This window comes from Akkermansia muciniphila (assembly GCF_002884975.1).
Lineage (GTDB): Bacteria > Verrucomicrobiota > Verrucomicrobiia > Verrucomicrobiales > Akkermansiaceae > Akkermansia > Akkermansia muciniphila_C.
Genome location: NZ_PJKB01000001.1, coordinates 669,180 through 688,400 on the forward strand (window position 1 = coordinate 669,180; position 19,221 = coordinate 688,400).

Here is a 19,221-nt window from a genome sequence, read left to right on the forward strand (position 1 = left end):
GGATTGGCGAGAGTCTAGCACCTACCCCCGCGAACACAAGCACAAGACACGGTTTATCCTTGCGATTCAGGATGGTTTACAGTATGTAAACAAAGCTTCTCCCCATGATGACTCCTCTCCCTCTTGGCATTACCCTTGCTTTGTCCCTGACCTGCGGCGCCCTGCCCCTTCTGGCCCAGGGCACTTATGTGCCGGGCCCCATGCCCGTCTCCGCCGGGGCCAGGCAGGACCCTGCGGACATGTACCTGGAAGCGTTAAAGCTGGTGACCAGGGCCGCGGACCTGGTGGAAAAACGGGACTATATAGGGGCCATCCGCCTTACGCACCAGGCGGAAGACAAGTTCGGGCGCCTGGTGAAGGAGTATCCCCAATGGAAGCCCAACATGCTCCAGACGCGCCGCCAGCTCAACAGGGAGAATCTGGACAAGTGGCAGAAACTGGCCCAGCAGCAGGCCGCCGCCGCGCCCGCCGGCCCCGGTCTGGAACTGGAACGCCCGGCCAACGCGCCGCGCCCCCGGCCCAAGCCCAACATCGCCCTTCCCCCCGGCTACAAGGGAGTGGAATTCCCCCACCGTCCCGGCGAGCCCCTGGTCAACACCATTCCGTCCTCCTCCGTTGCCCCCGGCGCGGCCCCGGAAGTGGTGGAAAGCAATTACGAGCGCATCCGCAGGCTGCTGGACAAAACCACCATGGAGAACAAGGCCCTGATTCTGGCGCTCAAACGCACCCGGAAGGAACAGGAGGACATTCTGGCAAAACTGGCCGTAGCGTCCGCCGGGGAGTCCGTCTACCGGGATGAACTGCTCAAGGTCAGGAAGCAGATGGACGATGAGAGGAATACCAGCAACAAGCTTCTCAAGACCCTCACCAAGCGGGTGGATGAACTGGAACTGACTGTCGCCACCCTGAGCCGGGAAAAAACCCAGTATCTGGAGCAGATAGCCTCTTTGCAGCTTCAGCTCAAGGAGCACCAGGACAAGCTGGCCCAGGTCACGGATGACAGGAACGCCCTCAAGAAGGAACGCGACCAGCTCGCCGCCCTGGTGGAACTCAACAGTCCGGATAAGACCAGGAACCTGCTGGACCGCAACCTGACGCTGGCGGCCCTGCTCAAGGACGCCCAGAATAAAATAAGCGCCCTGGAGACGGCCAAGTCGGACTCGGAAGAGCAGCGTAAGGCCAACCTGAAAGCCCTGGAGGAGGCGCGCGGCGAATCCGCGGACCTGAAGCAGAAGCTCATTGCCATCCGGGATGAAAACATTGGTTACCGCAAACGCATTACGGAGCTGAATACCAAGCTGATCAATGCGGACGTGGAGCTCTCCAAGCTGGAAGCCAATCCGGGCAAAAGCCCCCTGTTGCTGGAGGAAAACCAGCTGTTGCGCTCCACCATAGCCAAGCAGCTCCGCATTCTTTCCGTGCAGGACCAGAGCCGTTCCCTCCTCATCAGCACGTACAAGCGCCTGCACCAGCAGAACCCGGAAACGGCGGAAATCGCCTCCCTGATGGATAATGAAGAAGCCATCAAGCTTACTCCGGCGGAACAGCAGATTGTCAATGCCATCGCCAGCGACAACAAGATCAACATTCCCCTGACGGACCAGCAGAAGGAAAAAATCAGCAAGCTGGCGCTGGCCCTGTCCGCAGAACGGGACAAGGCCGCCCAGCTGGCAAAGGACCTGGAACAGGCGCGCACCCAGACCAGAACCAAAGCGGCCAAGTCCGCCAAGAATGACAAGGCCCAGACGGAAGCCCTGGCCCGCACCCAGAAGGCCCTGGAACAGAAAAACCTCCAGGTGGAGGAACTTACCCGGCAGATGGATGAGCTGAAAACCCGGTTTGCGGAACAGGCGCGCCTGGCCGCCATCTCCTCCGGAGCCATCACGCCGGACCAGGAAAAAACGCTGAACCGGAGCATGGAAACCACCGTGCGCAGGAAGCTGGAAGCGGAAGCCCTGGGACAGGGCGCCGCGGAGGCCTTCGCCAAAAAGCGCTATGCCGCCGCAGAACAGCTTTACCGCACCCTGCTGGATTTCCAGCCGGCCCACGTTCCGGCCCTGGTCAACCTGGGCACCATCCTGCTTCAGCGCAACAAGGCGGAGGAAGCCATAGAATACCTGAAAAAGGCCACGGAGCTGGACGCATCCTCTTCTCCCGCGTGGTTCATGATGGGCGTGGCCCAGTACCGCTCCGGACAGGACCAGCATGCCATCGCCTCCCTGACGGAAACCGTCCGGCTGGACCCGGCCAACGCTCCGGCCCTGCTTTACCTGGGCAACCTGGAAACCAGCGCCGGCAATTATGAAAAAGCGGTGGGGCATTTTGAAAACGCCCTGAAAATCCAGCCGGAATCATCGGACGCCCATTTCAACCTGGCCTGGACTTATTCCCGCCTGGGCCGCACGGCGCAAGCGCGCAAGAGTTATGATGCCGCCATCCGCTGCGGCGGACTGCCGGATTCCGACCTGGAACTGGCCATCACCGGCACCACCACCCTTCCCGTCAAAAAAACGGCTCCGGGCAATGCCCCGGCGGACGCCGCAAATGAACCCGGAATGCAGCTGGCGGCTGTGAGCGATCCGGCGGCCATCCCCCATGACGCCTATGAGGTGCCCGCCAGCGTGGCGGAAGACCCCAATGCCGTGGAAAAACCGTCTGCGGGCCCCAAGCAGATCGTCGTCAGCCACCGTCCGGAAACCACGGCCGCCTCCCTGGAATCCCAAGTCCGGGAAACAAGCTCCACGGTTCTTCCCGCACAGCCGCAGGCAGAAGCTGCGACCGCCGCCGCAGAACAGCCCAGGCCGGAAAAACAGGAAGCGCCGCGCAGGAGAAGCCGCTTCCGCATCGGCTCCTGACGTTCGCTTCCCTCCCCACCCTTTCTCCTGAAAACAGCCATGTATCAAGTTTCCATTTTAGGCCTGGGCCTCATCGGCTCACGGATTGCACGCCACATGACCAGCCTGGGCGACAAGGTCACCGTCTGGAACCGCACGCCCCGGGAAGACTTTCCGGAGGCGGTCCCCACGCCGGCAGATGCCGCCCGCGCTTCCAAAATCATCCAGCTCTACCTCAAGGACAGGAACGCCTGCGTGGAAGTGTTTGAACAAATGAGGGGCGCGCTGACCCCGGAACACATCATCCTGAACCATTCCACCATTGACCTGGCCACCGTAGGAAAACTATCCCTGATGTGCTCCGCCATCGGCTGCACGTATGTGGACTGCCCGTTCACCGGCTCCCGCCTGCCTGCGGAAAAAGGGGAGCTGGTCTATTACGCGGGAACGGATTCCTCCACCCTGGACCGCATACGGCCCATTCTGGAACACAGCTCCCGGGACATCCTGCATCTGGGCGGCGTAGGGGCCGGAACCGTCGTCAAGCTGGTCACCAACATGGTCTCCGCCACCATGGTGCAGAGCCTGAGCGAGGCCCTGTCCATCACCCAGGCATACGGCATTTCCCCGGAACTGCTGGGACAGGCCATCTCCCGGAACGTCATCGCCTCCCCGCTGGCGGCCTTCAAGCTGCCCCTGATGGCGGAGCGCGACTTCAGCACCCATTTCTCCCTGGACAACATGCGGAAAGACAGCATCTACGCCCAGGAACTGGCCGCGGAAAAGGGAATCCACCCGCCCGCCGCCGCCCTGGTCTCCTCCATCATGGGGAAACTATGCCGTGAAGGGCACGCGGAAGAAGACTTCGGCTGCCTGGCGGAACAATTTGACTAACCTCCCCTGTTGATGAAATTCAGAGGAACATGCGCCGCCCTGCTGCTGGCTTTTCTCCTGCCGCCCGTTCAGGGCCAGGAGAAGAAGGAAGCCTCTGCCGCGGAACCGCAGGCGCCACAGGAAACGCCTTCCGTTCCCGTCCCGGACATGTCCCTGATTGACGATGCTTCAGACCGGGCCGTTCCGGAAGGCAGCTCCAACGTCAGCCCCGTTCCCCCTGCCCCGCAGCAGCCGGAGGAAGCCCCCGCCGGAGCCGGCAGGGACGGGCCGTCCATCAAACGCCAGCCGTTCACCAGCATTTCCACGTCCAAGCAGTTCCACGTCATCGGAATGGACGCCCTGCTGGCCGGAGCCATCGCCACGCGTGCGGATTCCATACGCACCGCCCTGGTGAAAATCCTCAAGCAGCCTGATGAATGGAAAAATAAAATCATCATCCGCCTGGTGGGGGAGCCGGGTAGCCCCGTTCCCGCCAACCCCATCCGCCTGCAAACCCTGATTGTGGGAAACAGCCTCTCCTACAACATTTTCATCCACCTGGGCCGCGGCATCAACCAGGACAGGCTCCGCCACGGCATCGTCTCCACCCTGCTTTATGAAATGATGCTGCGCGCCGTGGACGTGGAAGGCCTGCCAGATGAAGTGACGCTCCCCCCCTGGCTCATTTCCGGGCTGGAACAGGCCGTCCTGTGGCACAACAACGAGGCGGACCGTGCCATGTACTCTACGCTGTTCCAGCAGTCAGGCATCATGACTCCGGAAGAAATTCTGAACTGCAAAGAACCGGAAAAGGAACTGGACGCCACTTCCTACGCCGCCTATCAAACCTCCTGCGGGGCCCTGGTGCTCTGCCTGCTGAACCAGGAAAACGGCCCGGAAGGGATGAAACAGCTTCTGGACCAGGCCATTCTGGGCAATGACGACCCCAAAAACCTCATCAAGCGCCATTTTCCGCAGCTCAACCTGACCCCATCCTCCCTTCACAAATGGTGGACGCTCCAGCTTTCCCGCATGGCTACCCCTCCCCTGACGGAAACCCTTACGATCACGGAAACGGAACGGCACCTTCAGGAGGCCCTCACCCTGGTGAAGTATGATCCGGACACCCGGACCACCGCCACCTTCCCTCTGGATGACCTGGAACAGGCCAATTCCCTGACGGACCTGAACAGGCAGCTCTCCAACGTCTCCGGCAGCCTGCTCAATCTCAGCCGCCGCTGTTTTCCCGCCTACCGGCCCGTCATTGTGGAATACGCCAAACTGGCCGCCCTGATGCAAACGGGAAAGATCCACAGCCGGGAAGCCGCGCCCAAAATCAGCCAGCTCCGGGAAATCAGGGAACTTTCCATGAAAACCGCCCGGCGCGTGCGGGACTACATGGACTGGTATGAAATCAATACGCGGACCGGGACCGGCAAAACCTTTGCCTCCTACGCGGCAGCCGTCAAACTGCTCCGTGAACAGGACCAGCCGGCCAATACCCCCATCTCCCGGTATCTGGACGATATTGAAAAATTATACACCCTTCCGGCCAAGGCTCCCATCCCGTCCCTGCACGGAAAGAATTAAAGGAAAAACGTTCCGCCGCACGGAACATTCCATTAAAAAAGCCGCTCATGCAGCACGGAAGCGTTTTCCGTCAAAAACGGGAACATTCGTGATATTTTGACTTATCATTCCGCCTGCCAGCGATCGTTTCATTTTCCCTAAGTGAATCAGCAAGAATGGGATAACTTTACGGCGGATTTACAATCCGGAAGTCAACCTATTTTTTTGAGCTCAAAAACATAACGACAAATATTCCCACATATAAGGTAGGAATAAAAAAACACGGCTGATACGGGAACTTTATTTATTTACAAGAAGTTCTTTAAGTTGAAGCCACCTTCCGGATTGTAAATCCGATACTGCCCTTGTTTAATTACTTTATTCATAAATTGATGAAACCGTCTCTGTACCTTACCATGTTTCTGCTTTGTTCGGGGTTGGGGGCCCAGGCCGCCGAACTGAAATATTTTTATGATTTCAACAAGCTCGACGGCAGCCTGTCTTCCCTGAACGGCAATAATCTGGCCGGACCGGACGCCGGTTCCGCTACTTTCAGCGGGGGAGGCTGGATGAATTATACGGCAGGATACGAGGGTCTGGGATATGACAGCCGCGCGAACGGCGGACAGCTTACGCTGGGATCTTCCAGCACCGGGCTTGGCCTGAATACTACGGAAGGTTTCAGCCTTTCCATTGCCGTGAAGGATTTCTCCCCGGGCAGCAACCATTCCACAACCAAATGGAACAGCATGCTGACCTTCACGTCCGGCAATAACCAGAACATGTACCTTCAAAAGGATTCGGGTGATACCTCCACCGCGGGCGCATGGGCGGCTTATTGCGGCGGAAATGTAGGAAACTGGGCCAACCTGACGGTTTCCAAGGATTCATTTTCCAATATCATCATCACCTTCCAGAACGGGGAACTGAACATCTATCTGGACGGACAGCGGAGAATCACCGCTTCCGGAGTCAATTTCACCGGAAACGTCCAGTCCCTGAAGCTGGCATCCTCCGCGGATACCACCATGGACGATCTTCAATTATACTCCGGCGTTCTGAACGATGCGGAAATTGCCGCGCTGGCCGCCAATCCGGCCCTTCCCGTTCCGGAACCCGCCACCGCCACGCTGAGCCTGCTTGGGCTGGCCTCCCTGTGCATGCTCCGCTGGAGAAGGTAATTTAATTTTAAGCATGATTTTTTAAAGGGAAAACAAGTTGGTTCTTGTTTTCCCTTTTTTATTCGATATTACCCTATCTGTTAGAAACTACATGAAAACAACCGCACTATTCTTTGGCGTGTTCGCCAGTTGCCTTTCTTGCATTCCGGCCTATGGAGCAGACTATACCTGGAATGGAGGCAATGGAGCCTGGACAGATTCCGGAACGTGGCAGATGGATGGATCCGCCACAGACTGGAACAGCGGGAATACGGCCCGGTTCCAGACGAATTCCTCCATCACGGTTGGAAACGGAATAACGGCCTCCGGCCTGCTTTACGACGGAGCGTCCGTTACCCTGAACGGGGGTTCCCTTACCCTGACGGGCACGGCCGCGGGCAGCAACGGCGGTTCCGCCACTCTTTCCAATACCGGGCTGATTCTGGACGCACCCAATGCGGAAGATTCCTATGAAGTCCTGGATACCAACCTCACAGGAACTTCCACGCTTACCAAGACAGGGAGCGGCACCGTCACCCTGGGCGGAACGCATACGGCCAGCGGCGCCTGGAATATCAATGCGGGCACGCTGGTCTTTACCGGGGAAAGAAACATTACGGCCGCGGACAACAACCGGATTAACGGGAAAATCAACATCAGTGCAGGAGCCGTGCTGGACGCCAGCAACGGCCGTCTGTTCCATAACGGCACTTACACGGCCAATTTCCAGTCCCCCACTATCACGCTGAATGGAGGAACGCTCAAACTGAACCAGTTCGGGTATGATTCCGCCTCCCTGGGCAAGCTGCACAACAACTTTTACGCCCTTAAATTCGCTTCCGGAACCTCCGGCCGCATCGTCATTTCCCAGGGGTATGAATCCGGGGGCACGGCCAGCCGGGGCATTTACATTGCCGGCTGGGGCACGACGGCCACCATTGAACTGGGGGCCAACCAAACACTTACATGGACTTCCTCCAATGCGCAGTACCAGGACGCCATCGTCTGCGAAACCGGCGGCGGCAGTGCGCTGGCTCTCTCCATCGGAGAAAATTCCGTACTCTACTTCAACCAGGTCTTTGCCAATAAGAACACGTCCAATGAATACGGAGACCCCACCACCGCCAATTTCTCCGGCCTGAGCCTGATTAAATCCGGCGCCGGGGAACTGGTCATCCAGAGGGCCAATACCATTTCCTCCGGACGCGTGGTCCGCGTGGACTCCGGCAAGCTGACGCTGGATGTGGATAACGCCTTTGGCACCGGCGGCAATCTGGGCAATGTAAGCATCGCTTCCGGCGCCCTGTTCTTCATGAACGGCCACACCCTTTCCAACGTCATCGACGTTCAGGACGGGGCCACGCTGGACATGGGGGGCAGCTCCTATGCCTACATGGTTAACTGGCACGAAGGAGGCATTCTCCTGAACACGGAAAACAACAAGGGCACGCTCAACATCATGACCCGTGCCGCTCTGGAACTGGGCTCCAAGGCATGGGCGGGAAGCGTGCTGACGGATACGGATACCGTTTTTACGCTCACGGCGGACCAGAATCTGGGAGCCCTGGGAGCAAACGTCAACTGCTGGATAGGCGGCCGCGGGTATAACAACACCCTCCAGAGCATCACCTTCACGGGCGACCACGGAATCAACATGGACAACTACGGAGCCAAGTGGGCCGTCATTCTCTCGGAAAACGTCACCTTCCAGGACATCGGCAGCCTGACCTTCTCCAACAATGCCGCTGACATGTCCAACTCGGACGCCCTTTACGGCGCAGGAGCCATTGCCGCCAACGATACGGTCACCTTCAGCAACACGGGAGCCCTTACGTTCACCAACAACAGTGTACGTACAATCGAAGATGAGTCCGCCTCCGGCGGGGCCATTTACGCCTCCGGCGGCGCGGCCTTCTCCAACACGGGGGCCATCAGCTTCTCCGGGAACTCCGCCATGACGAACGGGGGCGCCATCCATACGGGAGGCACCACGGGCAGCCTGAACTTCTCCGACATTGCGGAAGACATCTCCTTCACCGGAAATACGGCGGGCGAGAACGGCGGAGCCATCAATAACGATTATGAAGCCGTGGAGTGGTCCAATGTGGGCCACGTTACCTTCTCCGGCAACATTGCGGAAGCCGGCGCGGGCGGCGCCGTCTGGTCAGGCGGAGACGTAACGGTTGACACCGCCTCCTCCTTCAGCATGACGGGCAACGAGGCCCGCGGCGGCAGCGGAGGCGCCATTTACTCTGACGGAAACGTTACCTTCTCCGGCGCTGGCTCCCTGACCTTCTCAGACAACCACGCATTTTCCTACGGGGGAGCCATCAGCGCCTATGGAGACATCACCATTTCCGATTCCGGCTCTGCCGCCTTTTCCGGCAATACCGCCTATGAAGGAGGCGCCCTGGACGCCTACAACGTTTCCATTTCCGGCAATACGGGAACGGTACTGTTTGAAAACAACAGTGCGGAAAACACCGGGGGTTCCATCAACCTGCAGGCGGGAGGTTCCGTTTCCCTGACGGCGGACCAGGCGGACATCATTTTCCGCGGAAACACGGCCCAGGACGGGAGCGTTTACAACGCCATCCATTTCAACGACGGTTCCACGGGGTCCTTCAATGCGGGGGACAACCGCCGGATTCTGTTTGAAGACGGCCTCAGCTCCCAGGATGAATCCGTGGCGGACATCAGCATCAATGACGCCGCCGGATCCAGTGGCACCGTCGCCATGTCCGGTGCCAACAGCCAGTCCGGCATCCGGGCCAATACGACCGTCTACGGCGGCACGTTTGCCGTCACCAAGGGAGCGACCTACGGCTACCATTCCGCAGACTGGAGCACGGAAGAAGCCCGCACCTCCTTCACGGTCAGCGGCGGGACGCTCCACATCGGCGAACAGTCCACCCTGAATGCGGCGGACGTGCGGCTGGAAGACGGCACGCAGCTCTCCGTCATGGGGACCGGCAGCCTGAACGCAGACACGCTGACCCTGGGGAACAACGTCACCGTCCTTTGTACGGGTGAAGGCAGCTTCTCCGTGACGGCTAATGTCATTGACATCTCCAACGGAATCACGATCGACCTTTCCCGCGGCTCCGTGGCAGGCCTGGAACTGCATGCGGATACCCTGACGCTGGGCGGCACGCTCACCCTGGGGGATGACCGGGTGGACTACACCTCCGCCATCTGGCAGAGTGACCAGTCCTACCTGGTCATGGATGCCTCCGGCGTCACCAGCATGGACGGCTCCTTCTCGGAAATCCTCTCCTCCCTTTCCAACTCCGCTACCGTCACCGTGGGGCATCTGGGCCTGGAAGGCTATGACCCTGCCCTGGAGCTGGGCCACTGGGAACTGCGCTGGGATGAGAACAATTCCCTGCATCTGGACTGGATTTCCAACGGCCTCGTAGTCCCGGAACCCGCCGCCGCCCTTCTGCTCCTTCTGGCCGCAGGCGGCATGCTCGCCGTCAGAAAGCGCACCCTCTAAAAACAATTAACCCGTTAATAAAACATGAATAATATTCTTAAAACCGGCATGTGCGCCCTGGCCCTGGGCCTGTACGGCGCAGCCCCCCTGTACGCGGCTTCCGCCACGGCATCCTGTGAACAGACGCACTCCGTCCTGTACGCGGGCGCGGCCAGCCAGGCCATCATGAAGATCAAGGTGACCGTCACGGAAACCAGCCAGATCCTGAAGGGAATGTCCTTCTCCATGGCCGGAACCACCACCGTTTCCGACATCGCGAAGGCCCGGATTTTCTACTCCGGCTCCACGCCCTATTTCTCCCCGAATGCGGAGCAGCTCAACCGCCGGGCCATCCCTATTCTCAACACCATCTCCAAGGGGGCCAAAACCTTCCAGTTCGAGGGAAGCCAGGCGCTCTCCCCGGGTGACAACTACTTCTGGCTGTGCGTGGATATTAACCCTCTTCGTGTACGGGGATTGAACAAGGTGGACGCCTCCTGTACGGGCGTAGCCCTGCTGGAAGATTCAAACGTGGCGGTCACCAATCCTTCCCCGGAAGGCTTCGCCCAGGTGTACCCCTACCAGTTCCGCGTGGTGCCCTATTACCGCAGCACCAACCTGATGAGGTGGAATCCCGACCAGCTGACCCCCCAGCACTTCAAATCATTCACGGACCTCATTTACTTCAACGTGGGCTGTGACGCCCAGGGAAACCTGACGGGACAGGACAACGCCCAGTTCCTGGCCGGCCTGGACAAGCTTAAACAACTGCGCGGCACGGCGGGCAGCAAGATCATTCTGGGCGTGGCCCACTGTGACGCAGGGCTGACGGCTTTCACAGGGAATGCGGAGAAGAGGCGCCAATTCGCGTACCAGCTCGTCTCCTTTGCCAAGGAAAAGGGATTTGACGGTATAGACATTGACTGGGAATACCCGGACAACACCAACGAATGGTACAACTTCTGCCTGCTGCTGGGAGAAGTACGCTCCGCCATGGGTGCCAGCGGCATGTCCCTGAGCGCGGCGATCAACCCGTACTACCTGGCGCCCACCAGTGAAATGATGGACCTGCTGGACTTCGTCAACCTCATGAGCTATGACCGTGCCGGACAGCACTCCACCTATCCGGACATGCTCACGGACATCGAAGCCATCCGCAGGAAAAGCATTCCGGACTGCAAAATCGTCGTCGGCCTGCCGTTCTATACGAACGAGACGCGCTCCAACCGCAACTGGGATGCCCAGAAAGGTTATTCCAACGTGATCCAGCTCTATCCCAACATCGCCCCCGGTACGGACCTGTGCACCATCGACGGCCAGGAGCACTATTTTAACGGCATGACCACCATTAAGAAAAAATGCACGTATGTGAAAAACCAGAAGCTGGGTGGCGTGATGATCTGGTGCTATGATGGTGATTTACCGCTGACGCACCCGAAATCCCTGGCCAGAGCCATGTTTTCCCTCATCAAGCAACAGCCTGTCCGCTAATGTTTTGAATCAGCTTTTGCTCCGGCGCGCATTCCCTTTTGGAGAATGCGCGTTTTTTTATGTGGTCTTTTTTGATTCAAAAGGATTCAGGGGTTGTCTTTCCCGGGGCCCTTTGCCATTATTTCCTTCGAATCATTTTCATATCACTTTATTATATATGAACACCACATTGAAACTCCACGGCCTGGTGGCCGCCGTACATACCCCGTTCAAGGCGGACGGCTCCCTGAATCCTTCCATTGTTGACGCCCAGGCCAAACTGCTTGCCGCCCAGGGCATCAAACTAGCTTTCATTACCGGCAGCACCGGAGAATCCTCTTCCATGCAGCTTGCGGAACGCAAGGAAATCTACTCTGCCTGGAAGGAAGCTTCCGCCAGGCACGGCGTGGACGTCATTGCCCATACCGGCTCCAACAGCGTCTGGGACGCCCGCGAACTGGCCGCCTTTGCCCAGGAATGCGGCTTTGTGGCCACCAGCTCCCTTTCCCCCTCCTATTACAAGCCCGGCACCGTCCAGCGCCTGGTGGAATGCTGCGCCTTTGCCGCTTCCGGAGCTCCCGACCTGCCCTATTACTACTATGACATCCCCGTGCTGACGGGCGTGCGCTTCAATCCCGTGGACTTCATCAAGCTGGCCAAGGAACAGATTCCGAACTTTGCGGGCATCAAATTCACCAATCCGGACCTGGCCCTGTACCAGACCACGCTGAACTTTGATGAAAACGTGGACATCCCCTGGGGTGTGGACGAATGGTTCACGGGAGCCCTCTCCGTAGGCGCCAGGGGCGCGGTGGGCAGCTCCTTCAACTTTGCCCCGGCCCTGTACCAGAAGCTGATGAAATCCTTTGAGGAAGGGGACGTGGAAACGGCGCGCGACTGCCAGTGGAAATCCGTGCAGATGATCAACATCCTGGCCTCCAAGGGCTACATGGGCTGCGCCAAGGCCCTGATGGGCTGGCTGGGCGTGGACCTGGGCCCGGCCCGCCTGCCGCAGGGCAACCCCACCGCGGAACAGCTCAAGGAACTGCGTTCCGAGCTGGAAGCCATCGGCTTCTTCCAGTGGTCCATGAACTAAACCGCTTCCCCCTTATGGCTGCCACACTTGACCTGCCCGTCCTGGGCGCATTCTACCGCCGCCAGCTTCTGGAAAACGTTCTGCCGTTCTGGTTCCCCCGCGCTTTTGATGAGAAGAACGGGGGCCTTTACCACTGCTTTGACGCGGACGGCACCCTGGTGGACACGGATAAATCCGTGTGGGCCCAGGGCCGCATGGCCTGGATGCTGCTGACGATGTACAACAGCATTGAAAAGAACCCGGACTGGCTCAAATGGGCGGAAAGCGCCCTGACCTTCCTGACGGCCAAATGCGTGGACCCTTCCGACGGCCGCATGTACTTCCATGTGGAGGCGGACGGCACCCCCATCCGCAAGCGCCGTTATGCGTACAGTGAATCCTTCGCCGCCATCGCTTTTGCCGCCCACGCAAAAGCCGTGGGAAGCGAGGAATCCGCCAGGGCCGCCCGCCACTGGTTCGATATCTTCACGGACATCTGCTTCACCCCCGGCAAGATGGTTCCCAAATTCACCGGGAACCGTCCCTCCACGGGACTGGGAACGCGCATGATCACGCTGGCGACCGCCCAGGAACTGCGCAAGTACCTGGGTGACGGGGACGGCTTTTACACCGGATGGATCAATCGCTGCATCAATGACCTCCGCACCCTGTTCATGAAGCCGGAACTCAAGGCCGTGATGGAAGTGGTGAGCCCTGACGGCGCCATCATTGACCACTTTGACGAACGCACGCTGAATCCCGGCCATACTATTGAAGGCGGCTGGTTCGTGCTGGAGGAAGCCCGCCACCGCGGCAATGATCCGGAACTCATCAAGGTGGGCTGCGACATGATCGACTGGGCGTTCGCCCGCGGCTGGGACAAGGAAAACGGCGGCCTGCTTTACTTCACGGACGTGTATGGCAAGCCTGTCCAGGAATACTGGCACAACATGAAATTCTGGTGGCCGCATGATGAAGCGCTCATCGCCATGACGCTCGCCTACAAGCTCACCGGGGAAGAACGCTACGCCATCTATCACGACATGGTGCACAACTGGGCCTTCTCCCACTTCCAGGACGTGAAGCACGGCGACTGGTTCGGCTACCTGAACAAGGACGGCTCCAGGGCAAACACCCTCAAGGGCAGCCTCTGGAAGTCCTTCTTCCACCATCCCCGCGCCATGTGGTGCTGCGCCCACTACTGCGGCGCCATTTAAAAGCGGTTTCCTAACCGGCGGCCGTCCCGTGTTTTTACGGGATGGCCGTTTTTTATGCCCGGCGGGATGAAAGGAAAACAACGTCCCTTCCCCCTCATCTGCGGCTTTTCCCGCGGTTACAGCAGAACATCCTCCGTACGCACCACCACGTCACCGGGGTCCAGCATGGCGTTTATCAGGGAACAGAACCGGAATTTTCCTATATCCTCCGCTTTCAAGGAACGCGCTTCAATGGCTCCGCGCGCCAGCAGGAATGCGCGCTTGGTGCCCGGAAGAAGGAACGTCTCCGGAGTTACCCAGGAAGAGCCGTCCCCGAACACGACGTTGCTGTACCGCGTATCCGTCACCATCCCATGCTGAAGGATAAGAACTTCTTCATCCTCGCCCAACCCCAGCCCTGCCGCCTGAAGCTCCGTCCGGTCCTCCCACTTGCAGGAGTAATCCAGCCGTGGAATTTCCACGCACCGCAGCCTTTTCACCATCCGGGGGCGGTAAGGTTCATAAGAAGGGGGTCTCACCCTTCCCCGGGTATCATACGTGATATGGCATTTGTAAACGCCTGCGCCCTCCAGACCGGGGCACCCTTCCAGCACGGAGGCCAGATCCGGAACGGAGGCACCTCCCTCACCGTGAAGTTTCATGGACCTCTCCACCCTCCGCTGGTGCCAGGGCAGCAGGCAGGGGGCTCCATCCTTCCATTTTACGGTTTCAAAGATCAAACGGCACATAAACTTTGGCAATAGCTTCCCGGTATTCCTCCTCCATGCGGCTCATGACGGTGATGCCGCCTCCGCTTTTGTACACCATTCCCTCCCCGGCCTCTTCCATGAAGCGGATGGCGACGGCGGAATCCAGTTCCCGCCCGTTGAAAAAACCGAACACCCCCGTGTAAAATCCCCGTTCCATATCTTCCGCCTCCGCAATGGCCCGGCAGGTGGCCTCCTTGGGCGCTCCGGTCACGCTTCCGGCGGGCAGCAGCTTCATCATCATCTCCCCCAGCCTGGAACGCCAGTCTTCCGGGAGAGTGCCTGAAATTTCAGAACTGCACTGCAGGATGGCGCCGCCGCGCGTTTCCACAGAACTGATATAGCGGTAGCGCTTCACCCGCACGCCAGCCGCCACCATGGAGAGGTCATTGCGCATCAGGTCCACAATGGTGGCGGACTCCCGGTTCTCCTTCTCATCCGTCTCCAGCCATTGGCGGGCTTCCGGCGTGGCGGCAGGAGCCGTTCCCTTCATCGGAAACGTGGAGACGGTCCGTCCGCGCACCGTGACGAATGGTTCCGGAGAAAAGCAGACGCATCCGCGGCCATGCACGCCGGGGACGCGGGCGTCCGGCCCCAGCAGCATCCGGTAGGGCGCGCGGGCGAACCGGAACAGGTGGACCAGCGCCAGATTGGTTTCCACGGGAGTGGCCACGCACAAATTCAGCAGGTAGGAGTCCCCCCTCAGCAGATGCTTCCGGACGGAGGAAAACGCCTCCGCATACCGGGACATGGAACAGGGAGAAGGAGTGAACCGTATCCGTTCCGGAAGCGCAGGGGCCTCCCCCTTCAGTTCCATCTTTCCCAGGGGAAGAGCAAAGGCCGCCGTACGCCCCTCCCCTGCTCCGGCAGGCTCCACCAGCAGGTTGTGCTCCAGGTCATGGGAGATCACGAAAAAGAACGGCTGTTCCGCACGGCCCAGGGCATTCATGCGGCGGATGGTCTCTTCCCGTGTGTACATTGGCGGGAATTACTTTATCATGTGCGCGCCATGAGTCAACCGAACGTCTGGATCATTGACCACCGGGATTCCTTTACCTGGAATCTCGCGGAACTCGTCCGGGTGACGGGAATGGCCGTTCCGCGCGTAGTTCCCAATGATTCCCCGGAACTGGAACAGGCGGTCCAGGCAGGGGAAAAGCTCATCCTGTCTCCGGGGCCCGGCATGGTGCGGGACGCGTGCCACCAGGCCACCTTCCGCCTTCTGGACAGGCTGCCGTCCTTCACCCCGGTGCTGGGCGTCTGCCTGGGGCATCAAATCCTGGGCGTCCATTCCGGGGCGGAGCTGGAACACCTTGCCCAGCCGCTGCACGGGGCGCGGGAATCCATACGCCGGGTAAAATCATGCCCTGTCCTTGACGGATTGCCGGAGGAATTCCCCGCAGGCCTGTATCATTCCTGGCGGCTTGCCTCCGCCCCGTGGCCGGAAGAACTGGCCGTGACGGCCAGAGACTCCGGCGGGAACATCCAGGCGATCCGCCACAAGTCACTTCCCCTGTACGGCATCCAGTTCCACCCGGAATCCATCCTGACCCCGGACGGAGCGCTCCTGCTGCGGAATTTTCTCTCCCTTCCGGAGAAGGGATAAAACCCCATGAATCCCGTGATCAAATTTTCCAGGGATGAACGGGAGGGAACCGTAAAGTGTCTCATTCCTGTACCATCCCGGCCCATTCACGGGGCCAGGTCAGGATATAACGCCTTTTTATTCTCATGAACGCACAGGACGAACTTAAAATCAGGGACATGGAAATCCTGTTCCAGCCTTTTCATTCACGCAAGCTCAACACCCCGACGCGTCTTGTCCTTCCGGCCATGACGCGGGGATTTTCCCCCAACGGGGTTCCCACGGACCAGGTGGCCGAGTATTACAAGAGCCGGGCGAAGCATGAAGTGGGCCTTATTATTACGGAGGGCACCTTCATTGACGAGCCCAGCGCTTCCCCCTGCTCCAATTATCCCAACTTCTTCGGCGGCGCCTCCCTGCGGGGATGGAAAAAGGTGCTGGAAGCCGTCCATACCACGGACTGCAAAATAGTCCCCCAGCTCTGGCACGTGGGCATGGACCGGCCCTTCAAGGGGGACAACCTGCCCAACCCGGAGTTGCCGCCCATAGGCCCCTCCGGAATAGACGTGAACACGCTGGAGCAAACGGCGGAACCCATGAGCATCGCCAAGATTGAAGAAGTCATTGACGCTTTTGCACGGGCGGCGGCGGATGCCAAACGGCTGGGCTTTGACGGCGTGGAACTGCACGGAGCGCACGGCTACCTGATCGACCAGTTTTTCTGGAAGGAAACCAACAGGCGCACGGACGAATACGGCGGCGACCTGGTGGGCCGCACCCGTTTTGCCAGCCGCATTATTCATGCCGTACGCAAGGCGGTAGGCAGCCAGTTCCCCATCATCTTCCGCTTCTCCCAATGGAAAACGGGCCATTATGATACCAAGCTGGCGTATTCCCCCGTGGAGCTGGAAGACTTTCTGGCGCCCCTGGCGGAGGCGGGCGTGGACATCTTTGACTGCTCTACGCGCCGATTCTGGGAACCGGAGTTTGCGGGTTCACGCCTCAACCTGGCCGGATGGACCAAAAAACTCACCGGAAAACCCACCATCTCCGTGGGTTCCGTGGGACTCAAGGGAGATTTTACGAACGCCTTTGACGGCGGCCCGGAGGCGGAAGCCGCCAGCCTGGAACCGCTGGTGGAACGGCTGCAAGCCGGGGAGTTCGACCTCATTGCCGTGGGGCGCGCGCTGCTGGCGGATGCGGAATGGGCGGAAAAGATACGCCATGCCCGTGAAAAGGACATCCACCTGTTCACGAAGGAAGACCTGAAAACGCTGAAATAGGAACTGGCGGTCAGGCATCTTCCCCTGAACACTCCTGCTTTTTCCCGGGGCGGACCGTCAGGTACAGCAGCCGGAGCACAATCAGCGCCGGAACCTGAAGCGTCAGGAAGTACCACGGCGCAGGCCCGAAGTACTCCAGAACGGTTCCGGGAGGGGCATGCCGGGTGAACCCGTAATTCGTGCCCAGCCAAATATTCACGGGAATGATCAGCAACAGGTACGCATCACACAAGGCCAGCGTTTTCACGTCGTCCCAGGGGCGTGCGCGCCATTGCAGCACCACGGGGATGTACAGGGCGGAAACCAGCAGCAGGCCGTGCCCCACGAAGAAGGCAAAAAAGGCGCCGGAGGGAAACCCCTCATACAGCATGGGAGTAATCAGCCCCTGGATGCTGGCGGCCAGCACGCCGAAATAAGCGGCGGCGCACGCCCAGGGCCTGCGGTACCACAGGGCGATGAAGCAGGCCAGCGTCATCAGGCTGCAAAAATGCAGGGGAAGCCGGTCCTGCCAGGGTTCCCAGTGCTCCCGGACAATGCGCCCGAAGGTTTCAACCAAAAAAGTGAGCAGGAAAACGGCTCCCAGTACCTTGCCGACAAGCACGCGTTTTTCCATACCCAGCCGGCGGCAGCCCCACAGGAGAGCGCCCGCAGCCGCCGCCACGATGCCGAGCGCCACCCAATGCGGCAGGCTCCAGCGGATAAACAGGGTGACGGAGTCTCCGGACATGGAAATCAGGCGGAAGGAGGTTCCGGGCATGCGTGGAGCTTGCCGCTGATGGATTCCACCCGGAGGCGCAGGACGCATACGGCGCGGACCATGGCGGGGGTAAAAGCCGCTTCCCGCCCCGTCTGTTGCAGCATGATGCGGCTCAAGGCATGCATCTTTTCCCCATCCTCCTGAAGACAATCCACCATCCCCCTGCCCATCACGCAGGCATAGGCATAACTGTACAGGCACGGGGTTTTCCCCTCCACCAGCACATGGTCGCCGTCCATTTCAAAAGAAGCCTCCGGGCGTGATTGCAGGATATCCAGCTTCCGGCCCTCCCCGGCGCAGTGAAAAAACAGCTCCAGGGAGCCGTCCCGCTCTTCATAACCGAAGTTCAGGGGCACCACGTACACCTCCCTGCCGTCCCATAAGCCCAGGCGGCACACCTTGAACCGCGCCATCATCTCCAGCAGGTCCTCCCGCCGGGTTACTTCCCTGTCTTTTCTTCTCATAAGCCGGAACCGTTCCCCTTCCTTCATGCAAAGTGCAGCATCCGGCCCCCTGCGTAAGCACAGGAAGCGGAGCGGCTGCCCATGGCAACGGAGAAACGGACTGGAACAGGAATATAGAAAAAAATCCTCCGTGAAAAGCTTTTTACCCCGGCCCTCCCCCTTTTCCGGAATACCGGAAATCATCAGGAAGCGGAAGCCTCCGCTACATCGGCAAAAACGGCCTCCGCCGCCCGGCATAAATCCAGGGGATCCAGTTCTATCTGGCACCCCAGGCGGCCGCCGCTCACCACGATCTCCGGCAGGGCCTCCGCGCTGGAATCAATCACCGTGGGAAACTTCTTCTTCATCCCCAGGGCCGTACAGCCGCCGCGGACATATCCGGTTACCGCCGTAATATCCTTCACGGGAAGCATGGCAACGGCCTTGGCGCCTGCGGCGCGCGCCGCCTTCTTCAGGGAAAGCTCCGCGCCAATGGGAATCACGAACACGTAATACTGGCGGGGAGCGCCCACCGTCACCAGCGTCTTGTACATCTTCTCCACCGGCAGCCCCAGAGCCTCCGCCGTATGCCGGGCATCCACAAACTCATGGCACTCATATGAATAATGCCTGTAGGGAACCTGCAGGGTATCCAGCAGGCGCATGGCGTTCGTCTTTACCTCCTTCTTCTTGGGCATAAGCTTGAAACGGAATCTGCCCGCAAGAATAGGAAA

Annotated in this window: 15 protein-coding genes; 10 read left to right on the forward strand and 5 right to left on the reverse strand. The window is 59.5% G+C overall.

All coding sequences use genetic code 11. The annotated features are described in order from the left end of the window. Positions 1-104: 104 nt before the first annotated feature. From CXU21_RS02820 to CXU21_RS02855, 8 genes are all read left to right on the forward strand, one after another. Positions 105-2,855, forward strand: a complete 2,751-nt coding sequence (locus CXU21_RS02820; protein WP_102724977.1) for a tetratricopeptide repeat protein — start codon at positions 105-107, stop codon at positions 2,853-2,855. Positions 2,856-2,894: 39 nt separating this feature from the next. Further along, positions 2,895-3,728 (forward strand): NAD(P)-dependent oxidoreductase, encoded by an 834-nt coding sequence (locus CXU21_RS02825; RefSeq protein WP_102711656.1) that lies wholly within the window; start codon positions 2,895-2,897, stop codon positions 3,726-3,728. Positions 3,729-3,737: 9 nt separating this feature from the next. Then, positions 3,738-5,297, forward strand: a complete 1,560-nt coding sequence (locus CXU21_RS02830) for a hypothetical protein (protein WP_180972596.1) — start codon at positions 3,738-3,740, stop codon at positions 5,295-5,297. A gap of 371 nt (positions 5,298-5,668) precedes the next feature. Further along, complete coding sequence (locus CXU21_RS02835) at positions 5,669-6,457, forward strand: LamG-like jellyroll fold domain-containing protein (RefSeq protein WP_146016928.1); 789 nt, start codon at positions 5,669-5,671, stop codon at positions 6,455-6,457. Positions 6,458-6,548: 91 nt separating this feature from the next. After that, entirely contained in the window at positions 6,549-9,932 is a 3,384-nt protein-coding gene (locus CXU21_RS02840; protein WP_102724980.1) for a beta strand repeat-containing protein, read from the forward strand. A gap of 24 nt (positions 9,933-9,956) precedes the next feature. Next, positions 9,957-11,402 (forward strand): glycosyl hydrolase family 18 protein, encoded by a 1,446-nt coding sequence (locus tag CXU21_RS02845; RefSeq protein WP_102724981.1) that lies wholly within the window; start codon positions 9,957-9,959, stop codon positions 11,400-11,402. A 157-nt stretch (positions 11,403-11,559) separates the two neighbouring features. Next, positions 11,560-12,477: a dihydrodipicolinate synthase family protein gene (locus CXU21_RS02850; protein ID WP_102724982.1), complete on the forward strand. Its 918-nt coding sequence runs from the start codon at positions 11,560-11,562 to the stop codon at positions 12,475-12,477. A gap of 14 nt (positions 12,478-12,491) precedes the next feature. Then, on the forward strand, positions 12,492-13,673 hold the full coding sequence (locus tag CXU21_RS02855; RefSeq protein ID WP_102724983.1) for an AGE family epimerase/isomerase: 1,182 nt from the start codon (positions 12,492-12,494) through the stop codon (positions 13,671-13,673). Positions 13,674-13,789: 116 nt separating this feature from the next. Here the strand turns inward: CXU21_RS02855 and CXU21_RS02860 are convergent, their stop codons facing one another. Together CXU21_RS02860 and CXU21_RS02865 are read right to left on the reverse strand one after the other, a co-directional pair. Then, positions 13,790-14,401 (reverse strand): aminotransferase class IV, encoded by a 612-nt coding sequence (locus CXU21_RS02860; RefSeq protein WP_102724984.1) that lies wholly within the window; start codon positions 14,399-14,401, stop codon positions 13,790-13,792. Beyond that, complete coding sequence (locus CXU21_RS02865; RefSeq protein WP_102724985.1) at positions 14,382-15,398, reverse strand: aminodeoxychorismate synthase component I; 1,017 nt, start codon at positions 15,396-15,398, stop codon at positions 14,382-14,384. The genes CXU21_RS02860 and CXU21_RS02865 overlap by 20 nt, the downstream gene beginning before the upstream one ends. 30 nt (positions 15,399-15,428) lie before the next feature. Here CXU21_RS02865 and CXU21_RS02870 point away from each other — a divergent pair, with 30 nt between their 5' ends. Next, positions 15,429-16,025, forward strand: coding sequence for an anthranilate synthase component II (locus tag CXU21_RS02870; RefSeq protein ID WP_180972597.1), 597 nt, complete (start codon positions 15,429-15,431; stop codon positions 16,023-16,025). A gap of 125 nt (positions 16,026-16,150) precedes the next feature. Further along, positions 16,151-17,287 carry an NADH:flavin oxidoreductase gene (locus CXU21_RS02875; RefSeq protein ID WP_102724987.1) on the forward strand — a complete coding sequence of 379 codons (1,137 nt, stop codon included), beginning with the start codon at positions 16,151-16,153 and terminating at the stop codon, positions 17,285-17,287. A 10-nt stretch (positions 17,288-17,297) separates the two neighbouring features. Here CXU21_RS02875 and CXU21_RS02880 read toward each other — a convergent pair whose 3' ends face one another. From CXU21_RS02880 to ybaK, 3 genes are all read right to left on the reverse strand, one after another. Beyond that, positions 17,298-18,044: a TIGR02206 family membrane protein gene (locus CXU21_RS02880; protein ID WP_180972598.1), complete on the reverse strand. Its 747-nt coding sequence runs from the start codon at positions 18,042-18,044 to the stop codon at positions 17,298-17,300. After that, positions 18,020-18,508: a pyridoxamine 5'-phosphate oxidase family protein gene (locus CXU21_RS02885; protein WP_180972599.1), complete on the reverse strand. Its 489-nt coding sequence runs from the start codon at positions 18,506-18,508 to the stop codon at positions 18,020-18,022. Before CXU21_RS02885 ends, CXU21_RS02880 begins: the two co-directional genes overlap by 25 nt. 182 nt (positions 18,509-18,690) lie before the next feature. Continuing rightward, the gene (gene ybaK, locus CXU21_RS02890; protein ID WP_102725422.1) at positions 18,691-19,185 is read right to left on the reverse strand and encodes a Cys-tRNA(Pro) deacylase; all 495 of its coding nucleotides are present in this window, start codon (positions 19,183-19,185) and stop codon (positions 18,691-18,693) included. Positions 19,186-19,221: the final 36 nt, after the last annotated feature.

Coding starts and splice junctions, on each gene's coding strand:
- CXU21_RS02820 (WP_102724977.1), top strand. CDS start 105: ATGATGACTCCTCTCCCTCTTGGCATTACCCTTGCTTTGTCCCTGACC.
- CXU21_RS02825 (WP_102711656.1), top strand. CDS start 2,895: ATGTATCAAGTTTCCATTTTAGGCCTGGGCCTCATCGGCTCACGGATT.
- CXU21_RS02835 (WP_146016928.1), top strand. CDS start 5,669: ATGAAACCGTCTCTGTACCTTACCATGTTTCTGCTTTGTTCGGGGTTG.
- CXU21_RS02840 (WP_102724980.1), top strand. CDS start 6,549: ATGAAAACAACCGCACTATTCTTTGGCGTGTTCGCCAGTTGCCTTTCT.
- CXU21_RS02845 (WP_102724981.1), top strand. CDS start 9,957: ATGAATAATATTCTTAAAACCGGCATGTGCGCCCTGGCCCTGGGCCTG.
- CXU21_RS02850 (WP_102724982.1), top strand. CDS start 11,560: ATGAACACCACATTGAAACTCCACGGCCTGGTGGCCGCCGTACATACC.
- CXU21_RS02855 (WP_102724983.1), top strand. CDS start 12,492: ATGGCTGCCACACTTGACCTGCCCGTCCTGGGCGCATTCTACCGCCGC.
- CXU21_RS02860 (WP_102724984.1), bottom strand. CDS start 14,401: ATGTGCCGTTTGATCTTTGAAACCGTAAAATGGAAGGATGGAGCCCCC.
- CXU21_RS02865 (WP_102724985.1), bottom strand. CDS start 15,398: ATGTACACACGGGAAGAGACCATCCGCCGCATGAATGCCCTGGGCCGT.
- CXU21_RS02870 (WP_180972597.1), top strand. CDS start 15,429: ATGAGTCAACCGAACGTCTGGATCATTGACCACCGGGATTCCTTTACC.
- CXU21_RS02875 (WP_102724987.1), top strand. CDS start 16,151: ATGAACGCACAGGACGAACTTAAAATCAGGGACATGGAAATCCTGTTC.
- CXU21_RS02880 (WP_180972598.1), bottom strand. CDS start 18,044: ATGCCCGGAACCTCCTTCCGCCTGATTTCCATGTCCGGAGACTCCGTC.
- CXU21_RS02885 (WP_180972599.1), bottom strand. CDS start 18,508: ATGAGAAGAAAAGACAGGGAAGTAACCCGGCGGGAGGACCTGCTGGAG.
- ybaK (WP_102725422.1), bottom strand. CDS start 19,185: ATGCCCAAGAAGAAGGAGGTAAAGACGAACGCCATGCGCCTGCTGGAT.